At 66.0% G+C, this 19163-nt stretch carries 17 protein-coding genes; 9 read left to right on the forward strand and 8 right to left on the reverse strand.

Features of this window, described 5'->3' with window-relative positions:
- Positions 1-855 (reverse strand): 4-hydroxybenzoate octaprenyltransferase, encoded by an 855-nt coding sequence (gene ubiA, locus AC3WT6_RS11850; RefSeq protein ID WP_492653778.1) that lies wholly within the window; start codon positions 853-855, stop codon positions 1-3.
- A 76-nt stretch (positions 856-931) separates the two neighbouring features.
- Between ubiA and AC3WT6_RS11855 the strand changes: the two genes are divergently transcribed.
- Positions 932-2050, forward strand: a complete 1119-nt coding sequence (locus tag AC3WT6_RS11855; RefSeq protein WP_492653779.1) for a glycerophosphodiester phosphodiesterase — start codon at positions 932-934, stop codon at positions 2048-2050.
- A gap of 93 nt (positions 2051-2143) precedes the next feature.
- Entirely contained in the window at positions 2144-2743 is a 600-nt protein-coding gene (locus tag AC3WT6_RS11860) for a DUF2946 family protein (RefSeq protein ID WP_492653780.1), read from the forward strand.
- A gap of 392 nt (positions 2744-3135) precedes the next feature.
- On the opposite strand, the gene AC3WT6_RS11865 is transcribed toward AC3WT6_RS11860, so the two are convergent.
- The 6 genes from AC3WT6_RS11865 to AC3WT6_RS11890 form a co-directional block, all read right to left on the reverse strand.
- On the reverse strand, positions 3136-4137 hold the full coding sequence (locus AC3WT6_RS11865) for an LLM class flavin-dependent oxidoreductase (protein WP_492653781.1): 1002 nt from the start codon (positions 4135-4137) through the stop codon (positions 3136-3138).
- 56 nt (positions 4138-4193) lie between these two features.
- Entirely contained in the window at positions 4194-4649 is a 456-nt protein-coding gene (locus AC3WT6_RS11870; RefSeq protein ID WP_492653782.1) for a metallophosphoesterase family protein, read from the reverse strand.
- Complete coding sequence (locus AC3WT6_RS11875; protein ID WP_492653783.1) at positions 4649-6610, reverse strand: M1 family metallopeptidase; 1962 nt, start codon at positions 6608-6610, stop codon at positions 4649-4651. Before AC3WT6_RS11875 ends, AC3WT6_RS11870 begins: the two co-directional genes overlap by 1 nt.
- A gap of 159 nt (positions 6611-6769) precedes the next feature.
- Positions 6770-11593 carry a CHASE domain-containing hybrid sensor histidine kinase/response regulator gene (locus AC3WT6_RS11880; RefSeq protein ID WP_492653784.1) on the reverse strand — a complete coding sequence of 1608 codons (4824 nt, stop codon included), beginning with the start codon at positions 11591-11593 and terminating at the stop codon, positions 6770-6772.
- Complete coding sequence (locus tag AC3WT6_RS11885; RefSeq protein ID WP_492653785.1) at positions 11572-12774, reverse strand: diguanylate cyclase; 1203 nt, start codon at positions 12772-12774, stop codon at positions 11572-11574. The genes AC3WT6_RS11880 and AC3WT6_RS11885 overlap by 22 nt, the downstream gene beginning before the upstream one ends.
- 82 nt (positions 12775-12856) lie before the next feature.
- The gene (locus tag AC3WT6_RS11890) at positions 12857-13519 is read right to left on the reverse strand and encodes a hypothetical protein (RefSeq protein ID WP_492653786.1); all 663 of its coding nucleotides are present in this window, start codon (positions 13517-13519) and stop codon (positions 12857-12859) included.
- 185 nt (positions 13520-13704) lie between these two features.
- On the opposite strand from AC3WT6_RS11890, the gene AC3WT6_RS11895 reads away from it, so the two are divergent.
- Positions 13705-13896: a YgaP family membrane protein gene (locus AC3WT6_RS11895; RefSeq protein ID WP_492653787.1), complete on the forward strand. Its 192-nt coding sequence runs from the start codon at positions 13705-13707 to the stop codon at positions 13894-13896.
- 54 nt (positions 13897-13950) lie between these two features.
- On the opposite strand, the gene AC3WT6_RS11900 is transcribed toward AC3WT6_RS11895, so the two are convergent.
- Complete coding sequence (locus AC3WT6_RS11900) at positions 13951-14838, reverse strand: LysR substrate-binding domain-containing protein (protein ID WP_492653788.1); 888 nt, start codon at positions 14836-14838, stop codon at positions 13951-13953.
- A gap of 113 nt (positions 14839-14951) precedes the next feature.
- On the opposite strand from AC3WT6_RS11900, the gene AC3WT6_RS11905 reads away from it, so the two are divergent.
- From AC3WT6_RS11905 to AC3WT6_RS11930, 6 genes are all read left to right on the forward strand, one after another.
- Positions 14952-15494, forward strand: a complete 543-nt coding sequence (locus tag AC3WT6_RS11905) for a carboxymuconolactone decarboxylase family protein (RefSeq protein ID WP_492653789.1) — start codon at positions 14952-14954, stop codon at positions 15492-15494.
- A gap of 40 nt (positions 15495-15534) precedes the next feature.
- Positions 15535-15987 (forward strand): DUF4437 domain-containing protein, encoded by a 453-nt coding sequence (locus AC3WT6_RS11910; RefSeq protein WP_492653790.1) that lies wholly within the window; start codon positions 15535-15537, stop codon positions 15985-15987.
- 377 nt (positions 15988-16364) lie between these two features.
- Positions 16365-16844, forward strand: a complete 480-nt coding sequence (locus AC3WT6_RS11915; RefSeq protein WP_492653791.1) for a hypothetical protein — start codon at positions 16365-16367, stop codon at positions 16842-16844.
- Positions 16845-17503: 659 nt separating this feature from the next.
- Entirely contained in the window at positions 17504-17893 is a 390-nt protein-coding gene (locus AC3WT6_RS11920) for a hypothetical protein (RefSeq protein ID WP_492653792.1), read from the forward strand.
- Between the two features lie 232 nt (positions 17894-18125).
- Positions 18126-18581: a GNAT family N-acetyltransferase gene (locus AC3WT6_RS11925; protein ID WP_492653793.1), complete on the forward strand. Its 456-nt coding sequence runs from the start codon at positions 18126-18128 to the stop codon at positions 18579-18581.
- Between the two features lie 123 nt (positions 18582-18704).
- Complete coding sequence (locus tag AC3WT6_RS11930) at positions 18705-18947, forward strand: hypothetical protein (RefSeq protein ID WP_492653794.1); 243 nt, start codon at positions 18705-18707, stop codon at positions 18945-18947.
- Positions 18948-19163 lie beyond the last annotated feature (216 nt).

Raw genomic sequence — 19163 nt, forward strand, 5'->3', positions numbered from 1 at the left:
TCAGCCGTAGCGGTAGTCGAGCACTAGGCCCAGAAATACGGCCAGCCCCAGCCAGTGGCTGAGCTGGAAGGCGCGGAAGCAGTCGGCGCGGCTGCGGCTGCGCGCCAGCCATTGCAGGCCGGCCGCGATCAGCGCCGCCAGGCCCAGGCCGGCAAAGTACCAGGCGCCACGCTCGGCGCCGGCCAGCGCCAGCAGCGCCAGGGCGAGCGCCTGCAGCAGGCCGGTGGCGAGCAGATCGTGGCGACCGAAGAACACCGCCGAGGACTTCACCCCGAGCTTCAGGTCGTCGTCGCGATCGACCATGGCGTAGTAGCTGTCATAGGCGATCACCCAGCAGACATTGGCGGCCATCAGCAGCAGCGCCGGGCCCCAGTCCACTTCGTCGCGCACCGCCGCGTAGGCCATCGGGATGCCCCAGGAGAAGGCCAGACCCAGGTAGGCCTGCGGCAGGGCGATCCAGCGCTTCATCAGCGGATAGCTGGCGGCCAAGAGCGCCGCCGGGATCGCCAGCAGCACGGTGAGGGTGTTGAGCTTGGTGGCCAGCCCGTAGGCGATCAGCGCCAGCGCCACGAACACCCGCACGCCCTCCTGGCGGCTCACCCGGCCGGCGGCGATGGGGCGGTCCTTGGTGCGCTCCACGCCCGGATCGAAATCGGCATCGAGCACGTCGTTGATCACGCAGCCGGCCGAGCGCATCAGCACCGTGCCGACCACGAAGATCCACAGCACCTTGACCGGCGGCGGCCCTTCCGCCGCGAACCACAGGCCCCAGAGCGTGGGCCAGAGCAGGAGCCAGATGCCGACCGGCTTGTGCAGGCGGCAGAGCCGGAGATAGTCGATAAATTTGCTGAGCATCCGGCTAGCTTAAAGGTCACGGGCGTTTCACATCGACCGCCTAAGCTCGTGACAGTTTCTTTTCGGACTTCCCCCCATGCCGCGTTACCTCCTGCCGGCGCTGCTGGCGCTTGCCCTGCCGGCGCAGGCCGCGCAGATCGCCATCTCCCACCGCGGCGCCTCGGCCTACGCGCCCGAGCACACCTTCAACGCCTACGACCTCGCCATCGAGCAGGACACCGACATGCTCGAGTGCGACCTGATCCTGAGCAAGGACGAGGTGCCGGTGTGCATCCACGACGAGACCATCGACCGCACCAGCAACGGCAGCGGCCGGGTCGATGGCTTCACCCTGGCGGAGCTGCGGCAGTTCGACTTCGGCAGTTGGTTCAACGAGGCCAACCCGACGCTGGCCAAGCCGGAATACGTCGGCGCCCGCATCGTGCCCTTCGAGGAGCAGCTCGACTGCTACCTGCGCATCAACCCGAAGATGCGCTTCCATGTCGAGACCAAGGACTCCGCCGGCGGACGCGCCGAGCAGGTGATGGTGGACCTGCTCACCCGCAAGGGGCTGATCGCCACCGGCGATCTCGCCAATGGCAATGTGCAGTCCTCGACCATCGTGCTGCAGAGCTTCAATGCCGGCAGCCTGGAACGCATGCGCGGTCTGGCGCCGAGCATCCCCACCGGCTTCCTGTTCTCGGTGCCGGACCAGACCACCCTGCCCTGGCTGCTTACCGGCAGCGGCCCGGACTACATCGACTTCTACATCCCCAATTCCGCGCTGCTGCTGCTCTACCCGCTGGCGGTCACCGCCTTTCACACCAACGGCCACGACGTGCAGACCTGGACGGTGAACGACAGCGCGCAGATGAACCTGATGCTGGCGCTGGGCGTGGACGGCATCTTCACCAACAACACCGACCTGCTGCGCGCCGCCATCGACGCGCGCGGCAACGGCACCACGCCGGAGGAGCGCGGCAACCCCGCGAGCTTCGAGCACGGCTGCCCCGGCATCGCCGGCCGCGTCACCTCCAATCTCGGCCCCGGCGATGTCTGGGAGCCGACCGGCACCCGCGGCGTGCAGCTGAAAGCCGTCAGCGGTTCCAGCTCTGGCGGCGGCTCCAGTGGCGGCAGTTCCGGCGGCGGCCTGCCGCCCCTGCTGCTGGCCGGTCTGGCGCTGGCGGCGGTCTGGCGCGGTCGCAGGCGCGCCTAGCTGACGCCGGGCGGACGCCGGGCGGACGCGCCGGCTTGCCCGCCCGCGCGCGGCTCTGCACCATGCCCGCGCAAGCCTGAAGGACGAGCCGCGATGGAAGACTGGGCATTACGCGCGATGGCGCGCTGGCCGAACGTGCCGGCGCTGTTCGGCTGGCTGTCGCTGGACCGGCGCGGCCGCTGGCGCATCCGTGGCGAGCTGATCAGCCGGCCGCAGATCATCGACACCTTCGACCGCAACTACGCTGCTGACGAACACGGCCGCTGGTATTTCCAGAACGGTCCGCAGCGCGGCTATGTGCAACTGGAAACCGCGCCGCTGGTGCTGCACGCCGAGGGCGAGGCGCTGCGCACGCACAACGGCCTCGCCGTCGAATCGCCCAGCGCTGGCTGGCTGGACGAGGATGGCGGGCTCTGGCTCGCCACCGAGCACGGCCCGGCGGCGCTCAGCGATCAGGAAGCCGAGTGGCTGCTGGCGCATCTGCAAGGCGCGCAAGGCCTGGTCGATGAAGCCGAGCTGGCGACCGCCCTGGCCTTGCCAGCCGGAGCGCGCACCGACCTGCGGCTGGAATGGAGCGCGCAGGCGCTGCCCCTGCAACGGCTGTCGCGGGCCGAGGCGCCGCAGGTGCTGTGCTTTGTCGCCGAGCCACAGCCTCAGCCGGGTGAGAAGACCTCCGAACGCGCACCCGATTAGCGTCTTCACTCCCTCCCCCCGCCTGCGGGGGAGGGTTGGGGTGGGGGCGTGCTTCGACGCCTGCCTCTGCACCTGCGACGAACCGCCCCCTCCCTAGCCCTCCCCCGCTACGCAGGGGAGGGAATTAAGAGTTCCGCCAAGGCGCGAGCCCGCCTATTGCCTCCCCTACCCTGGTAGGGGAGGTGGCGCCGAAGGCGACGGAGGGCTGCGCCACAGGCCAGCGGCCTCAGCCGCCGAGCGCGCACCCGACTCGCCTCATGCATCTACTCCCTCCCCCGCAGGCGGGGGAGGGTTGGGGTGGGGGCGTGCCTCAACGCCTACCTCTGCACCTGCGACGAGCCGCCCCCTCCCTGGCCCTCCCCCGCTACGCAGGGGAGGGGACAACAGCCCCGCTAAGCCGCAAACACCTGCGCCAGCAGCTCGTAGCTACGCAGCCGCGCGGCGTGATCGTAGAGATTGCTGGTGATCATCACCTCGTCGGCGCCGCTGTCGCGCGCGCGCTGCTCGATGCCGGCGCGCAACTGCGCCGGGGTGCCAACCAGGGTGCGGCTGCGGTACTCGCGCAGCACCTCGCGCTCCTGCGCGCTGTAGGGGTAGGCCAGCGCCGTCTCCGGGCTGGGCAGCGGCAGGAACTCGCCACGGCGGATACGCAGCCAGGCGAGGTCCATGGTCGCGGCCAGTCGGTCGGCCTCCGCCTCGGTCTCGGCGCAGACCGCCGCCAGCCCCAGCACCGCATGCGGCCGCGGGAAAGCGGCGGAGGGCTGGAAGCTGTCGCGATAGGCGCGGAACGCCGGCCCCGCCGGCGTCGGGCTGAAGTGGCTGGCAAAGCTGTAGCCCAGGCCCAGCGAACCCGCCCACTGCGCGCTGGCGCCGCTGGAGCCCAGGAGCCAGATCGGCGGCAGCGGCGCATCGCCGGGCATGGGCTGGATGGCGCGATAGGGATGGCTGGCAGGGAAGGCGCGAGTGCCGCCAAAGGCCTGCAACTCGGTGAGCTGTACCGGGAATTCGTGGCCATCGCTGGCGTGCAGCGCGCGGCTGGCCATGCCGTCGGAACCGGGCGCGCGGCCCAGGCCCAGGTCGATGCGGCCGGGATGCAGGGCCGCCAGGGTGCGGAACAGTTCCGCCACCTTCAGCGGCGCGTGGTTGGGCAGCATGATGCCGCCGGCGCCGACATGGATGCGCGTGGTGGCGCTGGCGACGTGGCCGATGAGGATTTCCGGCGCGGCGCTGGCGACGCTGGGCATGCCGTGGTGCTCGGCAAACCAGTAGCGCGCATAGCCCAGGCGCTCAGCGAGACCGGCCAGCTCCACCGTGCGGCGCAGGGCCTCGGCGGCGCTGCCGCCCTCCGGCACCGGCACCAGATCGAGTACGGACAGCGGAAAGGACAGCGGCATGGCGACTCCTCTGCGAGGAGGCACCCCGCCCCTCTCAGGTTGGAGACGGCCGCCGCTCAATCAAGGTGCAGCAACTCGCTGCTGATGCGCCCTTCGGCCAGCCGCAGCCGCGCCAGCGTGATCGGCAGCCGGAAGCGGCGCGGGCCGGCGCTGCCGGGGTTGAGATAGAGCACCCCCGCGCGGGTTTCCGCCAAGGGTTTGTGCGAGTGGCCGCTGAGCACCGCGTCGAAGCCCGCCGCCAGCGGATCGAGCGCCAGCGTCTTCAAGTCGTGCAGCAGGTAGAAGCGCAGCCCGCCGGCCTCGACCACCCGGGTTTCCGGCAGCGCCTCGGCCCAGGGCTCGGTGTCGTTGTTGCCGCGCACCGCCGCGACCGGCGCGATGGCCTCGAGTGCCGCCAGCACCTCGGGCGCGCCGATGTCGCCGGCATGCAGGATCAACTCGCTGCCCTCAAGCGCCGCCAGCGCCTGCGGCCGCAGCAGGCCGTGGGTGTCGGAGATGACGCCGATGCGCATCAGGGTTGGGTCGCCGCCTTGGCGTCAGCGTCAGCATTGGCGTCCGCCTCGGCGATCAGCTTGTCGATGCTGGCCTGGGCGATGGGGTGATAGCCCGGGCGCGCTTCGGCATAGATCGCCTTGGCGCGGGCGCGGCCGGCCTCGGTCTTGAGCAGGGCGCGGTAGACCGGGTTGATGTAGTACATGCGCCCCACCGTCAGCAGGTGCGCGCGCACCGCCTCGTCGGCGGCGCCATAGCCGTGATGGATCGCCAGCGGCAGCCAGCTGCGCAGCAGGAAACGGTTCTGGCTGGGCGTGAGATGGGCGGCGGCGTCCAGCTCGGCGAGCTGCGCGCTGCTCACCCGCTCCGGCAGGCCGTCGAGGAAGTAGCTCCAGTGCAGCACGCTCCAGGCGGCGCTCGGCAACTGCTTGGCGCTGATGCGGCCATCCAGCCAGTCGTTGCGCGCCTGCGCCACCTTGTCGAAGGCGTCGGAAGCCGGGAATTGCGTCGTTGCCGGCAGCGCCGGCTGGTAGATCCAGTCGCGCGCCAGTTCCGGGGCGAATAGTTCCGGGTGCGGCTTGAGCAGGCGCTCGTCGAGAAAGGCGAGAAAGTCCTCGGTGATACGGCTGCCGAAGGCGTTGCGGTCAAACCACTCGCGCAGAAAGGCGTCGAAGCGCTCGCGGCCAAACGCCAGTTCCAGGTTGTAGAGAAACAGCGAGCCGCGGTTGTAGGCGACCACGCCGGCGAAGTTGTCGGGGTCGCCCGCCTGCGGCGGCCCGGCCAGCGTGCGCTGCGCCTCCGGCACGCCGGGCAGGTCGCGCTTGAGCTCCTCGGCCTCCAGCACCCGCTCGATGTCGCCGCGCTCGCGGCCGTACACCGCCTCCATCAGGCGGTTGGTGACATAGCTGGTAAAGCCCTCGTTGAGCCAGAAGTCGCGCCAGCTGGCATTGGTGACCAGGTTGCCGGACCAGCTGTGCGCCAGCTCGTGCGCCACCAGCGAGACCAGCGACTTGTCGCCGACGATCACGGTTGGCGAGGCGAAGGTGAGGCGCGGATTCTCCATGCCGCCAAAGGGGAAGCTGGGCGGCAGGATCAGCAGATCGTAGCGGCCCCAGCGGTAGGGGCCGTACAACTTCTCGGCCACCTCGATCATCTTCTCGGTGTCGGAAAACTCGCGCGCCGCCATCTCCAGCATCGAGGGCTCGGCATAGATGCCGCTGCGCGGCCCGGTGCTGGCAAAGCCCAGCTCGCCCACCGCCAGCGCCAGCAGATACGAGGGGATGGGCTGCGGCATGCGGAAGCTGTAGTCGCCGTCGAGCACCGCGTTTGGCTCGTTCTCGGCACCCATCACCGCCAGGAGGTTCTTCGGCGTGCGGATGCGCGCCTCGTAGGTGAAGCGCACGCCCGGCGTGTCTTGCAGCGGCACCCAGCTGCGGGCGTGGATGGTCTGCGACTGGCTGAACAGGAAGGGCTGCTTCTTGCCGGCGGTCTGCACCGGCGCCAGCCATTGCAGGCCGCTGGCCTCGGGCGACGTGCGGTAGGCGATGCGCACACGGTCGGCGCCAGCCGGCAGGGCGATGCGCAGCGCACTCCCCAGCACCGGGTCGGCGGCATCGAGCTTGAAGCTGGTGGCCCGCCAGGCGCCCTCGCCCACCGCCGCCTGCACCTCGGCGATCTCCAGCGCGCGGGTATCGAGCACCAGCTCCTTCGCGGTGGCGTCCAGCCTTTGCAGCTTCAGCTCGGCACTGCCGATCAGGCGCCGCTGCTCGAAGTCCACCGCGAGGTCGAGCTTGAGTGCCGAGAGCCGCAGCGCCTCGACATTGGCGTAAGAGGCGAGATCGCGATGCAGATCGAGCTTGGGCGCGGCCGGAGCCTGCGCCTCGGCTGCGGGCGGCACGGGTGTTTCACTGCGGCGGCAGGCGGTGGAGGTCATGGCGGTGAGCAGCAGCAGGGGCAACAGCAGGGCAACGGCGCGGGGCATGGCGGAGTTCGCAGGCGACGGGTTTCGAGGCCGCCATGATAGGCGGCCACCGCGATGACCACCGCCAATCTTGGCGTCCGGAGCCGCGGCGCCATGATTCGCCGGCGTTCGAACGAGGAAGTCTGGAGGCGGCCCAGTCACCGACACGCGGACAGAACGCTATTCGAGCAGGCGTAGGGCGTGGTCGAAGCGCAGTTCCTGCAAGGCCAGAACCAGCTCCGCGTACCCCGCTTCGCCCAGCAGATCGCGCAGCCCGGTACCGAGCTTCTCCGCAAGGTTCAGGGCCGACAAGCGGTTTTCCCGAAGATCCATTCTCAGCCGTTCGAGCTGGGCAATCGTCAACGGCGTCGTTTCGCGTTCCGTGGGTTGATCCAGGTCCGCGAGGAAGTCGCGCGCGGCGAGCTTGAGCGACTTGATCTGCTGCTCGATTCGCCCGAGATGAAAAGGGATCTCGGCGCAACTGGGGCTGCGCGCGCAGTCTTCGAGCTCTCCAGCCGCCTGGCGCAGCGCGTCGGCGCCGACATTGCCCGCGATACCGCGCAGCTTGTGGCTGAGCTGCGCGATCGCCTGGCGCTCGGCGTCGTCGTGATTGATCACCAGGCTCGGCCCGAAGTCGGAAAACTCTTCCAGCAGCCGCCGCAGCAGCGAGCGCAGCAGCGGCAGATCGCCGCCAACCCGGCTCAGAGCCTCCGGCAGGTTGAGACCAACCAAGGCGGGCAGTCCGGAAGGCGCGGCGACGCTGAACGTTTTCGGCTCCAGTGGCAGAGGCCGGCCCAGATAGCGCTCCACGCGCTGGCGCAGGCGCAGCACCATGCTCTCGGCGTCGAAGGGTTTACTGATGAAATCGTCCATGCCGGCGGCCAGAGCGCGGTCGCGCTCTTCCATCAAGGCTCCGGCGGTCAAGGCCACGATGGGCAGAGTCTGGGCAGAACCCGAAAGCTGGCGTATCCGCTGGGTCGCCTCAATGCCATCCATGACCGGCATCTGCACGTCCATCAGCACGATGTCGAACGCCGAGCTGTCCGTCGCGATCAGATCGACCGCCTGCTTGCCGTTGGCGGCGAGACGCACCGTGGCGCCTTCGCGCTCGAGCAGGCGCTGACCGACGTCGAGATTGATGCTGCTGTCGTCAACCAGCAGCACGCGGACAGCCTGAAGACGTTTCAGCGTCGGGGAGAGCTGGCGCTCATCGGAGAGGACGCTGCTGTCGGGGCTGTACCGTGCGACCCCGCGATGGACGGCGTTGAACAGCCCGGAAGCCTTGACCGGCAGGGCCAGCACCTCGTCGGCCAGTTGGCTGCCGGTTAGCGCCTGCAGGGCGCCGACGTCGCTAGAGGTAACCAGAACGATCGACGGTGAGGGCCGACTGCCGATGCGGCGGTACAGTTCCTCCAGTGTCACCAGGCCATCCAGTCCAGGCAGATGCCAGTCGATGATGATCGCGTCGAACGGCTGCGCCGACCGGAGCCGGTCGGTGACTCGCTGCAGGGCTTCGACGCCTGTCGCCACCGACTCGGTGCGCCAGCCGAGCGAGCGACTGAGGGCGACCAATTGCTCGCGCTGACCTTCGATGTCATCGACCACCAGCACACTCAGCGCCTGAGGCGCCAGCTCCGGCAATGCGCCATGCGACTCGACGGCCAGTTCGATGGAAAACCAGAAGCGACTGCCAACCCCAGGCTCGCTCTCCACGCCAAGCTTGCCACCCATCATCTGCACGAGCCGACTGACGATGGCGAGCCCCAGTCCGGAGCCACCAAAACGGCGGGTGGTGGAATCATCGGCCTGGGTAAAGGGCTGGAACAGACGAGCCAGGGCATCGGCGCTGATACCGATGCCGGTATCGCGCACTTCAAAATGGAGCTTGATCCGATTTTCGGGCAGCCGCTCGCCATTGATCTTCAACTCGACCTCGCCCCGGTCGGTGAACTTGATGGCGTTGCTGAGCAGGTTGGTCAGTACCTGATTGATTCGCAGGCTGTCTCCCCGAACGTAATCCGGAACCTCCACGCCAGTCCGCACGTGGAAGTGCAGCCGCTTGGCGGCGGCCTGGCTCGCCATGAGCTGCTCGATATCCAGCATCAGGCGACGCAGGCTGAAAGGCTCGTTGGCGATTGACATGCCACCGGCCTCGATCTTCGACAGATCGAGCACGTCGTTGATCAGCCCGAGCAGCGAGCGGCTGGCGATACGCATCTTGCTGGCCAGATCGCGCTGCTCCTCGCTCAGCGGCGTCTGCTCGAGTAGATAGCAGAGGTTCATGACCGCGTTCATCGGCGTACGGATCTCGTGGCTCATGTTGGCCAGGAACGCGCTCTTGGCCGCGCTGGCAGCCTCGGCGGCGTCGGTCGCTTCGCGCAAGGCGGTGACATCGGTGATAAAGGCGTAGAAGCCGCGGGTCACTCCGTCGGCGATATCCGGCACATAACGGGCGAGCGAGAATCGTTGGCCGATCCGACGCTCGAACTGCTGGGGCTGACCTGCCAATACCCCCTTGATGTAGGGCAGATTCGCCTTGAATGTTTCTGGCCCCAGAAGATCGCGGAGATGGGTGCCCGGCAGGTGGTCAGGATCGACGCCGAACCAGTCCCGGTAGGCGTGGTTGGCGAAGCGGTTGCGCAGGTCACGATCCCAGTAGGCGACCATCGAGGGCATGGCGTCGAGAATGGTGCGCAGGTCGTGTCCGATCCGCAGCGCGTCCTGTCTGGCCTGGCTCAGTGCCTCCTCGCGCCGACGGGATTCGGTCAGATCGACGGCAATGCCAAGGAAGCCGATGATCCCCCCGGATTCGTCGCGCATCGCCGACACTTTCAGCCGAACCGGGAAACGGCTGCCGTCCTTGCGGACATAGGTCCATTCGTTCTCGTCGGGGCCACCCAGGCGAGCCTTGGCAACGAAAGCTTCAAAGCCCAGCGGCACGTCCTTCCGCAACTCTTCGCTGAGACTGGCGGCCCGGGCGGCGACCTCGTCGCCGACATGGATGATCGCCGGCGTCTGGCGCCCAATCATCTCGGCGGCCGAATAGCCGAGCATGGCCTCGGCGGCCGGGTTGAAAAGGGTGATGAGTCCCTCGGTGTCAGTGGCGATGATCGAGTAGCCAGCGGACTCCAGAACCGCGCTTTGCAGGGCCGAGGAACGCTGGAGCGCCGAGGTGCGTTCCCTGACTTGGGCTTCGAGCGAGGCATTCAGGCGCAGCAGCTCGGCCTCGGCCTGCTTGCGGTCCTCGATGTCGGTGTTGCTACCGATCCAGGCGCGGATCTGGCCGGCCTTGTCGAGTATCGGTTCGGCGCGGGTATCGAACCACCGGTAGACACCGTCGTGGCGCCGTAGACGGAACTCGACCGAGAAGGTGCCACGCCGGCTCACCGATTCGTTCCACCGCGCCATCAGTCGCTCGCGGTCATCCGGATGAACCTGCTCCAGCCAGCCGAAGCCAAGCTGGCTTTCCTCGTCGATCCCCGTGTAGGCCAGCCACTGGGCGCTCAGGAAGTCGCAGGGACCGTCACCCCGGCAGGTCCAAACCAGTTGCGGCATCGAATTGGCCAGCTCGCGCCAGCGCGCCTCGCTGCCCTGAATCCTTTGCACGGCGGCGCGGGCTTCGGAGACATCGCGCAGTGTCGCGACGACCAGGTGTCGCCCCTGCAATTCGAGGGGACGCAGATGCAGTTCGACGGGAAACTCCCGTCCCTGGGCATCGCGCGCCGGCAACTCCTGACGAGACACCGTACTAGGCCCGATCACCTTCGAGCCTAGGGCCTCGCGAGCGGGCTCGGTCGGCCTAACTACGGGTAGCAGCTCGCCGATGTCCTGGCCAACCACGGATTGCGGAGCGCGGCCGAACAGGGTTTCGACCTGGCGGTTGGACTCGACGATCCTTCCCTCTCCGTCAATCACCACGATCGCGTCCGGGGAGGCATCGACGATGCCACGGACCAGTTCCAACTGCTCACGGCGCGAGGCCTGCGCGCGCTCCGCGAACAGCCGCAGAACCGCGACCAACAGCGCTGCCAACAGGCTGGTCAGCATGCCTCCGCCGAGAACCATGCCGGCGTTCGGACTACGCAATTCGGCCGCCAGTCCTGCGTCCGGAGTCGTGGTCAGTTGCCAGCGACGACCGAACAACTCGATCGACTCTCGTCGGATCAGGCCATTCTGCGCGGAGGGCAACGGGTCTCCCAGAATCGGGAGTCCGCCCCCCGGGTCGGTGACGTCGGTGAGCCCGAACAACAGATTCGGAATCTGCCGGCGCAGATCCCTGAAAACCTCCTGCGCGACCAGGGGCGTGTAGGCCCAGCCACGCAAAGCCCGCCGACGCTGCTCCACCGATCCCAACTCTTCGCCGGGCTCATAGACCGGCAGCAGCATCAGAAGGCCAGCGCCACTCGCCTGTACCAGTTGAACCGGCGAAGTGAGGGCGGGTTGACCACTGACCATCGCCCTGAACGCGGCGGCCCGCCGCGCCGGCTCAGAGGCAATGTCGAGACCAATCGCGGGGCGATTGTTCGCCTCCGGCTCGATGTACTGGATCAGCCAGCGGTCGTCCTCGTTAGGACCCAGGCTATGCAGAGGAAAGACTTCGCCACGATCAGCGCTGGCCCTCGAAAGGAAGGCATCAATCTGCTCCGGCGCCACCCTGCGGATGAGTCCAAAACCCCGGCTGCCCGGAAACTCCTGGGCGAGGTCCCGGGACCGGCTGTAGGCAACGAACTGGGAGTGGCTGAGCGAATCCAGTCCAGCCGCCAGCACGGCGCCACGCGTACCGCGCAAGCCGTACTGGTAGAGAGTGACCCGCTCAACTACGGCCTCGGAAAGCCGGCTGCTGCGCTGCTCGAAAAGACTGACGAGCGCCTGCCGATTGCCATCACGGACTTCCAGGGCCAGGGTGGCCGAAAGAACCAGCCCGATCAAAAAGACAATGGCGCCCCAGGTCGCTGGGCCGTCCCAGCGCAAGCCTGGCGTACTCAGGCGGTCTGTCGGGTCCATGGGCCGAAGGGGTAGGAGCAGGCCTCGTAGCGGACGCGGTTGCGCCCCTCATTCTTGGCGAGGTACAGCGCGTTGTCGGCATGCTGGATCAGGGCGCGAGCAGCGGAACTGTCGTCCGGCGTGGCATCGGCCGCCTGATGCAGCGTCGAGACGCCGATGGACAGGGTGACGACGGGACCAACCGCGGACCGCGGGTGCGGGATCGCCCACGCCTCGACCAGGGACCGTACTTCTTCGGCACGCTGACGTGCCGCCTCGCCATCCAGACCCGGCAGCACGATCGCGAATTCCTCGCCGCCGTAGCGGGCTGCGAGCTCTCCCGCCCGGCGGGTTTCGTTCTGCAGTACCAGTGCCACCTTGCGCAAGGCGTCGTCACCGGCGAGATGGCCGGCGCAATCGTTGTAGGCCTTGAAGTGATCGACGTCGGCGAGGAGCAGGGACAGCGGCGTACCGCCACGAAGGGCACGGCGACATTCCGCGTCGATGCATTCGTCGAACTGCCGGCGGTTGGCGATGCCGGTGAGCCCGTCGCGGCCGGCCGCCCTACGCAGTTCGTCGGTCAGCAGCTTGAGTCGGAGTTGCGTGCCGACCCGCGCTCGCAGCAACACCGGGTTGACCGGCTTGCTGATGAAGTCCACCGCGCCCAGCTCCAGCACCTCCACTTCGAGATCGGTCTCCCGGCGGCTGGTCACGAAGATCACCGGCGTGGCTTGCAGCAGGCTGTCCGACTTGAGCTTCCAGAAGGTCTCGATCCCGCTCATACCGGGCATGTCGGCGTCCAGCAGGATCAGGTCCGGTTGCAGTTCCTCGGCCAGCTTCAGAGCCAAGGCGCCGCTGGTCGCGAAGCGCACATTGGAGAACGAACCCAGCGCCCGGTGAAGGACCTGAATCGTCCCCGGGTCGTCGTCTACCAGCAGGATGCAGGCGCTATGGATATCGAGGTCAGTCAAACTTAGGTCCACGGAGCTTTGGTTGCCACTTGCCGCAACGTGTTGAAAAGCTATCACGCCGTCTCGAACCGCCACCGCGACTGCCCGCCGGGCGGTGCCGGCACCGGCATGGAAGGCCGCGCCAACGGAGCCGGTGGAAACGCCGACGATGGCCTGCTCCGAAGCTTGGCGAACGGTCCGCGACAGGCGCGACGAAGCCAAGTCCCGGCCTCGGCCTCGCCGGCTGCTCATGTCGGCGCCACCCTCGCCTGTTGCGCGTCCTGGGGCGCGGGCTGCCCTCAACAACAGCGAGTCAGGGAACCCACAGCGATTTTCACGGCGGCGTGGACGCTGGCGGCTCGAAGTGGCGGTCGTCGTAAGCCTTCAACCAGTGCGGGAAATACACCGCCAGCACGGCCAGCAGGGCACCGCTGACAAAGCCCTCGGCATAGGACAGCAAGGCCACGACTTCGAAGGACATGGCCTGACCGCCCTGCGCGCGGATCAGCGCCGATTCGACCAGACAGACCGCCGCCATGGTCGTGGCCCCACCCGCGAAACCGCCCAGCAGGGTGAACGCGAAGTGGTTGCGAGGACCGTGCCGCAGCAGCAGCGAGAACAGAGCCCAGATGATCGTCACCGGCAACAGCACATCCAGCGCGGTGACCGCGCTGGCTTCAAGCAAGGGCACGCCCGCGACCAGCAGCCACACGATCTCCACCGCGCTCGCGACCAACAGGGCAAATCTCGGCCCGAGCAAGAGCGAGGCGACGGTGACACCGAGCAGATGCACCTCCGGCGAGGTGCCGAGTCGAAAAGAGGCCAGCCGCAGCGCCCCCAGCAGCAGCGCCGCACCGAACAACAGATGCACTCGCCAAGGAGCCGCCAGGATCGCCTTCCAGCTCGCGCTCAGCGCGGCCGTCAGCAATGCGAGGCCCGCCAGGCTGGCCAGGGCCAGGGTCCAATCGGCAGGCAGGGGCAGATGGGGGCTGGGCATGACTCTCGGACATGACGAAAACCGACGATGGCCGCCTCGTGCTCGGACTGCGCGCGACCACCACGGCCAAGAGCATCCTCGCACCCCGGATCGGGCATTGACGCTGACCGAGATCAATGCCTGCGCGGCCGGGCGCCAGCACTCTTGGCGGCAGGAGCCAAACACGCGAGTAAGGAGTGGGTGCCATGAAAATCAATGTCGGTGGAATCGACCGCGTTCTGCGCATCGCCGTCGGCCTAGGCCTGATCGCCTGGGCGCTTGCCGGCGGCCCGGTCTGGGCCTGGATCGGCTTGGTGCCACTGGCGACCGGCACCTCGGGCCGCTGCCCCGCCTATCTGCCGTTCGGCTTCAGCACCTGCAAGCTGGCCGGCAAGTAACCCGCCGCCACCACAGTGCGCACTCGTCTCACCAGGCAGGCCTGAACGCGCGGCTTAGCCGAGACCAGACAGCGCCGCCTTGGTGGCATCGATGAAGGCGCGGACATTGGCCGAGCGCTGGCGGTTGGGTGCATAGAGCAGGCTGATTGGCACCCCCGGTGGATCGAAGTCGCTCAGCAACGGCACCAGCTCGCCACGGTCGATTTCCGCCCGCACCTGGTAGCACAGCGCGCGGGTGATGCCGGCACCGGCACGCGCGGCGTCGATGGCGGCGCCCATGCTGTTGGTGAGCAGGCGGGGCTCGAAGCGGATGGCCGGATGGCCCGCTCCACCAAACCGCCACTCGCCATTGGGCGCCAGGCTTTCGACCGCGATCAGGGCATGGTCGTACAGGTCGGTGACGCGCTCTGGCGTCCCCCTTGCGGCGAGATAGTCGGGGCTCGCGACCAGCACCCGACGGGTCGTCGCAACCCGCGCCGCGCGCAGGCTGCTGGATGGCAGCTCGGCGATGCGCACGGCGACATCGATGCCCTCCTCCACTAGCCGGACGACGCGATCGCTCAGCGTCAGCCGCACATCGAGCGCGGGATAGCGGCGCAGCAGGGTGGTGACCACCGGCAGGATGTGCAGGCGCCCGAACATCTCCGGCGCGGTCAGTACCAGCGTGCCCCGAGGCTCCGCGTTCTCGCCGCGCAGGCCCCGCGCCGCATCGTCGAGCTCCTCAAGCGCGTGCTGGCAGTGTTCGTGGTAGCGCGCACCGGCTTCGGTGAGCGACACCGAGCGCGTGGTGCGGCGCAGTAGCGTGACGCCGAGATCGCGTTCCAACCCGGCAATGGCGCGGCTCGCGGCAGTGGGCGACACGCGCAGGCGTCGCGCCGCCTCGGCAAAGCTCGCGTGCTCGCCGATGGCCACGAACAGCCGCAGAACCTGGAATCGATCCATGCGGCAATTATGCCGATTTTCGCATCAATGAAATGCGCTCTTGACGGATTCTCCCGACGACGTTCGATCTTCAAAGTGGCGGGGCTGCCTCAACCACCCTTTGGAGAAACCGCATGTCCCGCCTATCCATCCCCAGCATCGATGCCGCTCCCACGGCCTCGCGCCCTCTGCTCGACGTCGTCAACGGCCAGCTCGGCACCGTTCCCAATCTGTTCCGCCTGATCGGCACCAGCCCCGCAGTGCTCGAAGGCTTCCTCGCCTACTCCGGCGCCCTGGGCAAGACACTCGACCTCCAGACCCGCAATCGCATTGCGCTCGTCACCGCGCAGGCCAACGGCTGCGACTACTGCCTTTCCGCGCACAGCTATCTCGGCGCCAACCTCGCCAAGCTCGACGAGGCGGAGATGGCGGCCAACCGCCGAGGTCACTCGCAGGACGCCAAAGCCGATGCCGTCCTGGTATTCGCCAAGAAGCTGGTCGAGACCAAGGGCAAGGTCAGCGATGCCGATCTGGCCGCCGTGAAGCTCGCCGGTTTCAGCGATGCCCAGGTCGTCGAGATCGTCGCCAACGTCGTCGTGAATGTGTTTACCAACCTGCTCAACAACGTCGCCGCCACGGACATCGACTTCCCGGTCGTGCGCGCCCAGGCGGCCTGAGCGTTCCGTTCTTTCCAATCCACCAGGAGCTATGTCCATCATGAAACCAAGTTCCCTCGGGCGCATTGCCGCTCTCGTCCTCTTTGCCGCCATCTCGCTGACCAGCGAGGCGGCGACGCCATCCAGCAGCACTCCCGTGACGCAGTTGCAGTACGGCAGCACCGGCGTCAGCGACGGAGTGCATGGTGAGCTCAAGGCAGCCCCCGCCTACGGCGATCTCGCACACGGCGCGCACGGCACCTTCGTCCGAATGCCGGCCGGGTTCGTCAGCCCGATCCACATCCACAGCGAGGATTACTGGGGCGTGGTGATTTCGGGCGTGGCGGCCAACGGCCTGCCGGGTAGCGCCGACTTCGCGCTGCCGGCCGGCTCCTACTGGTTCCAGAAAGGCGGCGAGCGCCACGTGACCAAGTGCCTGTCGCCCAACGAGTGCCTGTTCTTCATCAGCCAGAACGGCAAGTTCGACTATGTGACCGACCAGCCTCGGAAGTAGTGGCACCGATGCAGTGTGGCGACGGCGGCGCGGGTCACCCGCCGTTGCCGCACTGGAAGTCTTTCCTGGGATTCTGGAGCGGCAAAGGCACTGTCGAAGTTCATTGCTTCACGCCAGCCGACACGATGCCGTCGCCGTCGGGCGCCTTCGGGATCAAACAGCCCTATGCCAACCGTCGGCAGACGATGCGAGCTTGCCTCGGCGAGTCAGCGGGAGCAGCATGTGACCCGGTCGCCAAAGAGCGCCCGGGCAGTTGATGAATAAAGAGACGGGAACGGGATGGACTTTAATTCGAACAATGACTTAGTGCGTCATTTCGGCGCCCGGACTAACAATGCATGTCCGGACCTCGTTCCGTCTATTAGCTGTTGGACGTCATGAAGCGGTGGGTCGTTCTTTTCCTGACACTCATTGGTTCGAGCGCTGGCGCACGGCCTCTCCCTTACTATGCCGTCGTCAAAGAGGACTACCTGGCCGGCGAGGTACAACTGAACAGCGGCAATGTCGTTTCGGTTAGGAGAGAAAAGGATGGAGTAGCGTGGGTTCATCTCAACCTGCTGGATGAGAGCGAACTTCCACTCCCGCAGGCGAAGCTAATACCCACAGCGGCCTTTGCTCGGTTGCGCACCCTCCCAAAGAGGTGCGTTGTTGAGGAAGCCATGGGCGATTGCAACGCGGACTACTCGCTTAACACCGACGGCACGTTCTCGCTCGTGTCCTGGTGCCTGGAGTCGGCAAAGGTGCAGAGAAATGGCGCACTGTTCGGAGAGGGGCCATTTATCGTGGGGCGGTTCGCGGACGGAACGGAGGTGGGGTTTGCGCAGTTTCAACTCAAGGACTCCGGCACGTGTCCGTAACGACATGACGTCCAACAAGGCGCTCCAGGGGACGTCCCCAAACTTGCAGAAGCAACAGCGCAAGTTTGTGGCCGCCCCTGAGCTTAGGCGTTGGGCGCAGGAGCAACCTTGAGGGCAATCTTTGTGCGACTTCTATTTCTTTTGGCCTCTCTGGCATCTCCATCCTTTGCGCAAGGCCCCACTATTTCGCTTTTGCCGCGCGAGATTTGTCAAAAAGACGACTTTGGAAATAACGTTGTTTGGCCCCGTGACGTAAAGGACACCAGAGACTGCTTGCTGTTTGCTGAAGGGGCGAATGTTTACAGCGTGATGCTAAACAGCGTTTTGACATCAGTCTATTTAGAGTCAGAACAGGACACGGAAGGACCAGATACCGAATCCTCTGTTGGGTCTTCGCAAGAAAATGTCTTTCTGACGTCAGATAAAGCTACGAAGATCGTCCTGAAAGCGACTGTAAAAGGCACCACATGCCGGCCGGATTCAGAGTCCTGCTGCGGTGACAGCTACGAGGGCACATTAACTATTTCAAACCCTGTCGGTCGAACAGTTGTTCCAATTGAGTACTACAGAGGTGGATAGCCGTGTGCCCAACCCGGCACTGCAGCCGAACCGCGCAAACAACGCGCGGTCGGCTGAGTTAGTTCGTTGGGAGTCACAAGATGAATGAGGTTCCAGATATCTACGTGCCGCCCCGTCCTGGCTACGGCCGTAAGGCACTGCCCGAGCCTTCAGTTGATATCGCGAAGTGTCGCGCCGGCTTTTGGTGGCTCACCGCATATTTCGCCATCTGGCTTCCGCTAATTATTGGCGGCACGAATGCCGTTGGCATATTTACACCAGATGGGCTAGTACCAATCAACATGTGGTTGTATTGCGGCTTAGCTTTGGGAGGTTTTTTTGCCTTCTATGTTCAACTTGGCCGCCTCGCGTCCCGAAACGGAAAGAGCTGGGTAGTTTGGGCTTTGCTGCCATTTATGTTCTTTTTTATGGGCGGCGTAGTCATGTACATCAAAATGATCTTCCTTGGAAAAGAGCGTGGGTGGCTGTGACTCCTAACCAGGCGCTGCACCAGAAAAATCTGCCTTCGCTTCGCTACTGCAGTTTTTCCGGTGAGCTTCGGCGTGGTCCATCCCATAAGCCACAAGGCATCGCGATCCTGCAAATCGCCACCATGAACAACGAGCGGCCCACCGCCAAAACACGTCGCGACAAATCACCCGCCAAGCACATCGGCTTCGGCAGTGGCGTTTTTCTACAGACTCGTTAGGCGTCGCAGCTCTAATGCACCTTTGTCCAATCGCCCAAGACGGCACCGTCGATCTGTGTGGTGCGCAGTTGCACCCTGTACTGGACGACATTCTCCAGGCCATGGCGGGCCTGTATCGGCGGAAAGGATTTCGTCCTCCCTGGATCGGTTATGCCGCTATTGAGCATGGGAACGTCGTCGGCAGTTGTGGCTTTGCAGCTCCTCCTCATAAATCCGAGGCCGAGATTGCTTACTTCACCTTCCCGGGAAACGAAGGGCGCGGCGTCGCCACCAGAATGGCCACTGCACTGATGCTCGTCTCCCAAGAGCAGGCGCGGGCTGACGGCGCGAGGTTTATTGCTCACACCTTGCCTGAAGAAGGCCCGTCCACTGCCATTCTTCGCAAACTTGACTTCGAACTGCTTGGCAGCATCCAGCACGAAGAAGATGGAGAGGTCTGGAAGTGGAGACGAAGAGAGGGCGATGCCTGACTGGTCGGCCAACCGGTGGCGCCATGGCAGACCAGCCGGGTCGTACCGACCCATTGGCCCATCATCGGCCGCAGGGCCCAGTCGCCCTTCCGCTTCGACCCGATTGCCCCTAGGTTGAATCTCATGAGGCTCCACATCATCCACACCAAAACTGCGATCCTGCTTTCAAAGCAGGTGGAGCTGCCTTGGCAGGAGCTTCAAGCCATGGTTCCCGACTACCAGACATCCTTGGGGCCGTGGAGCCAAGACGAGGTCGTTGAATACTTGAACGACGAGTACAAAGGGCTTGAGCCGGAGGCTTCGGTGCAGGTAGCGATGCTTATTCAATCGCCGGCCCTAACGCGAGAGCTTACGTTCAGTAGGTGATGTGTCTGGCAACAACAAGCTGCTCCAAGCGACGTCCACACCGCTGCGGCTCGCGCTTAAGACAGCCTGTTACGTCAGGCGTTAGGCCTCACGTCGGAAGGAGCACCAAGACATGCTCAGATGGATCACGAGAACCGGCTACAGCCTGCTAGCGCTGGGAGTCTTTCTTCTCTCGCCCTTGGCGGATCTTCTTCCGCTCAGCGCCGCTCCATTGCT

It is taken from the genome of Stagnimonas sp. FW305-C-60, from assembly GCF_058782965.1.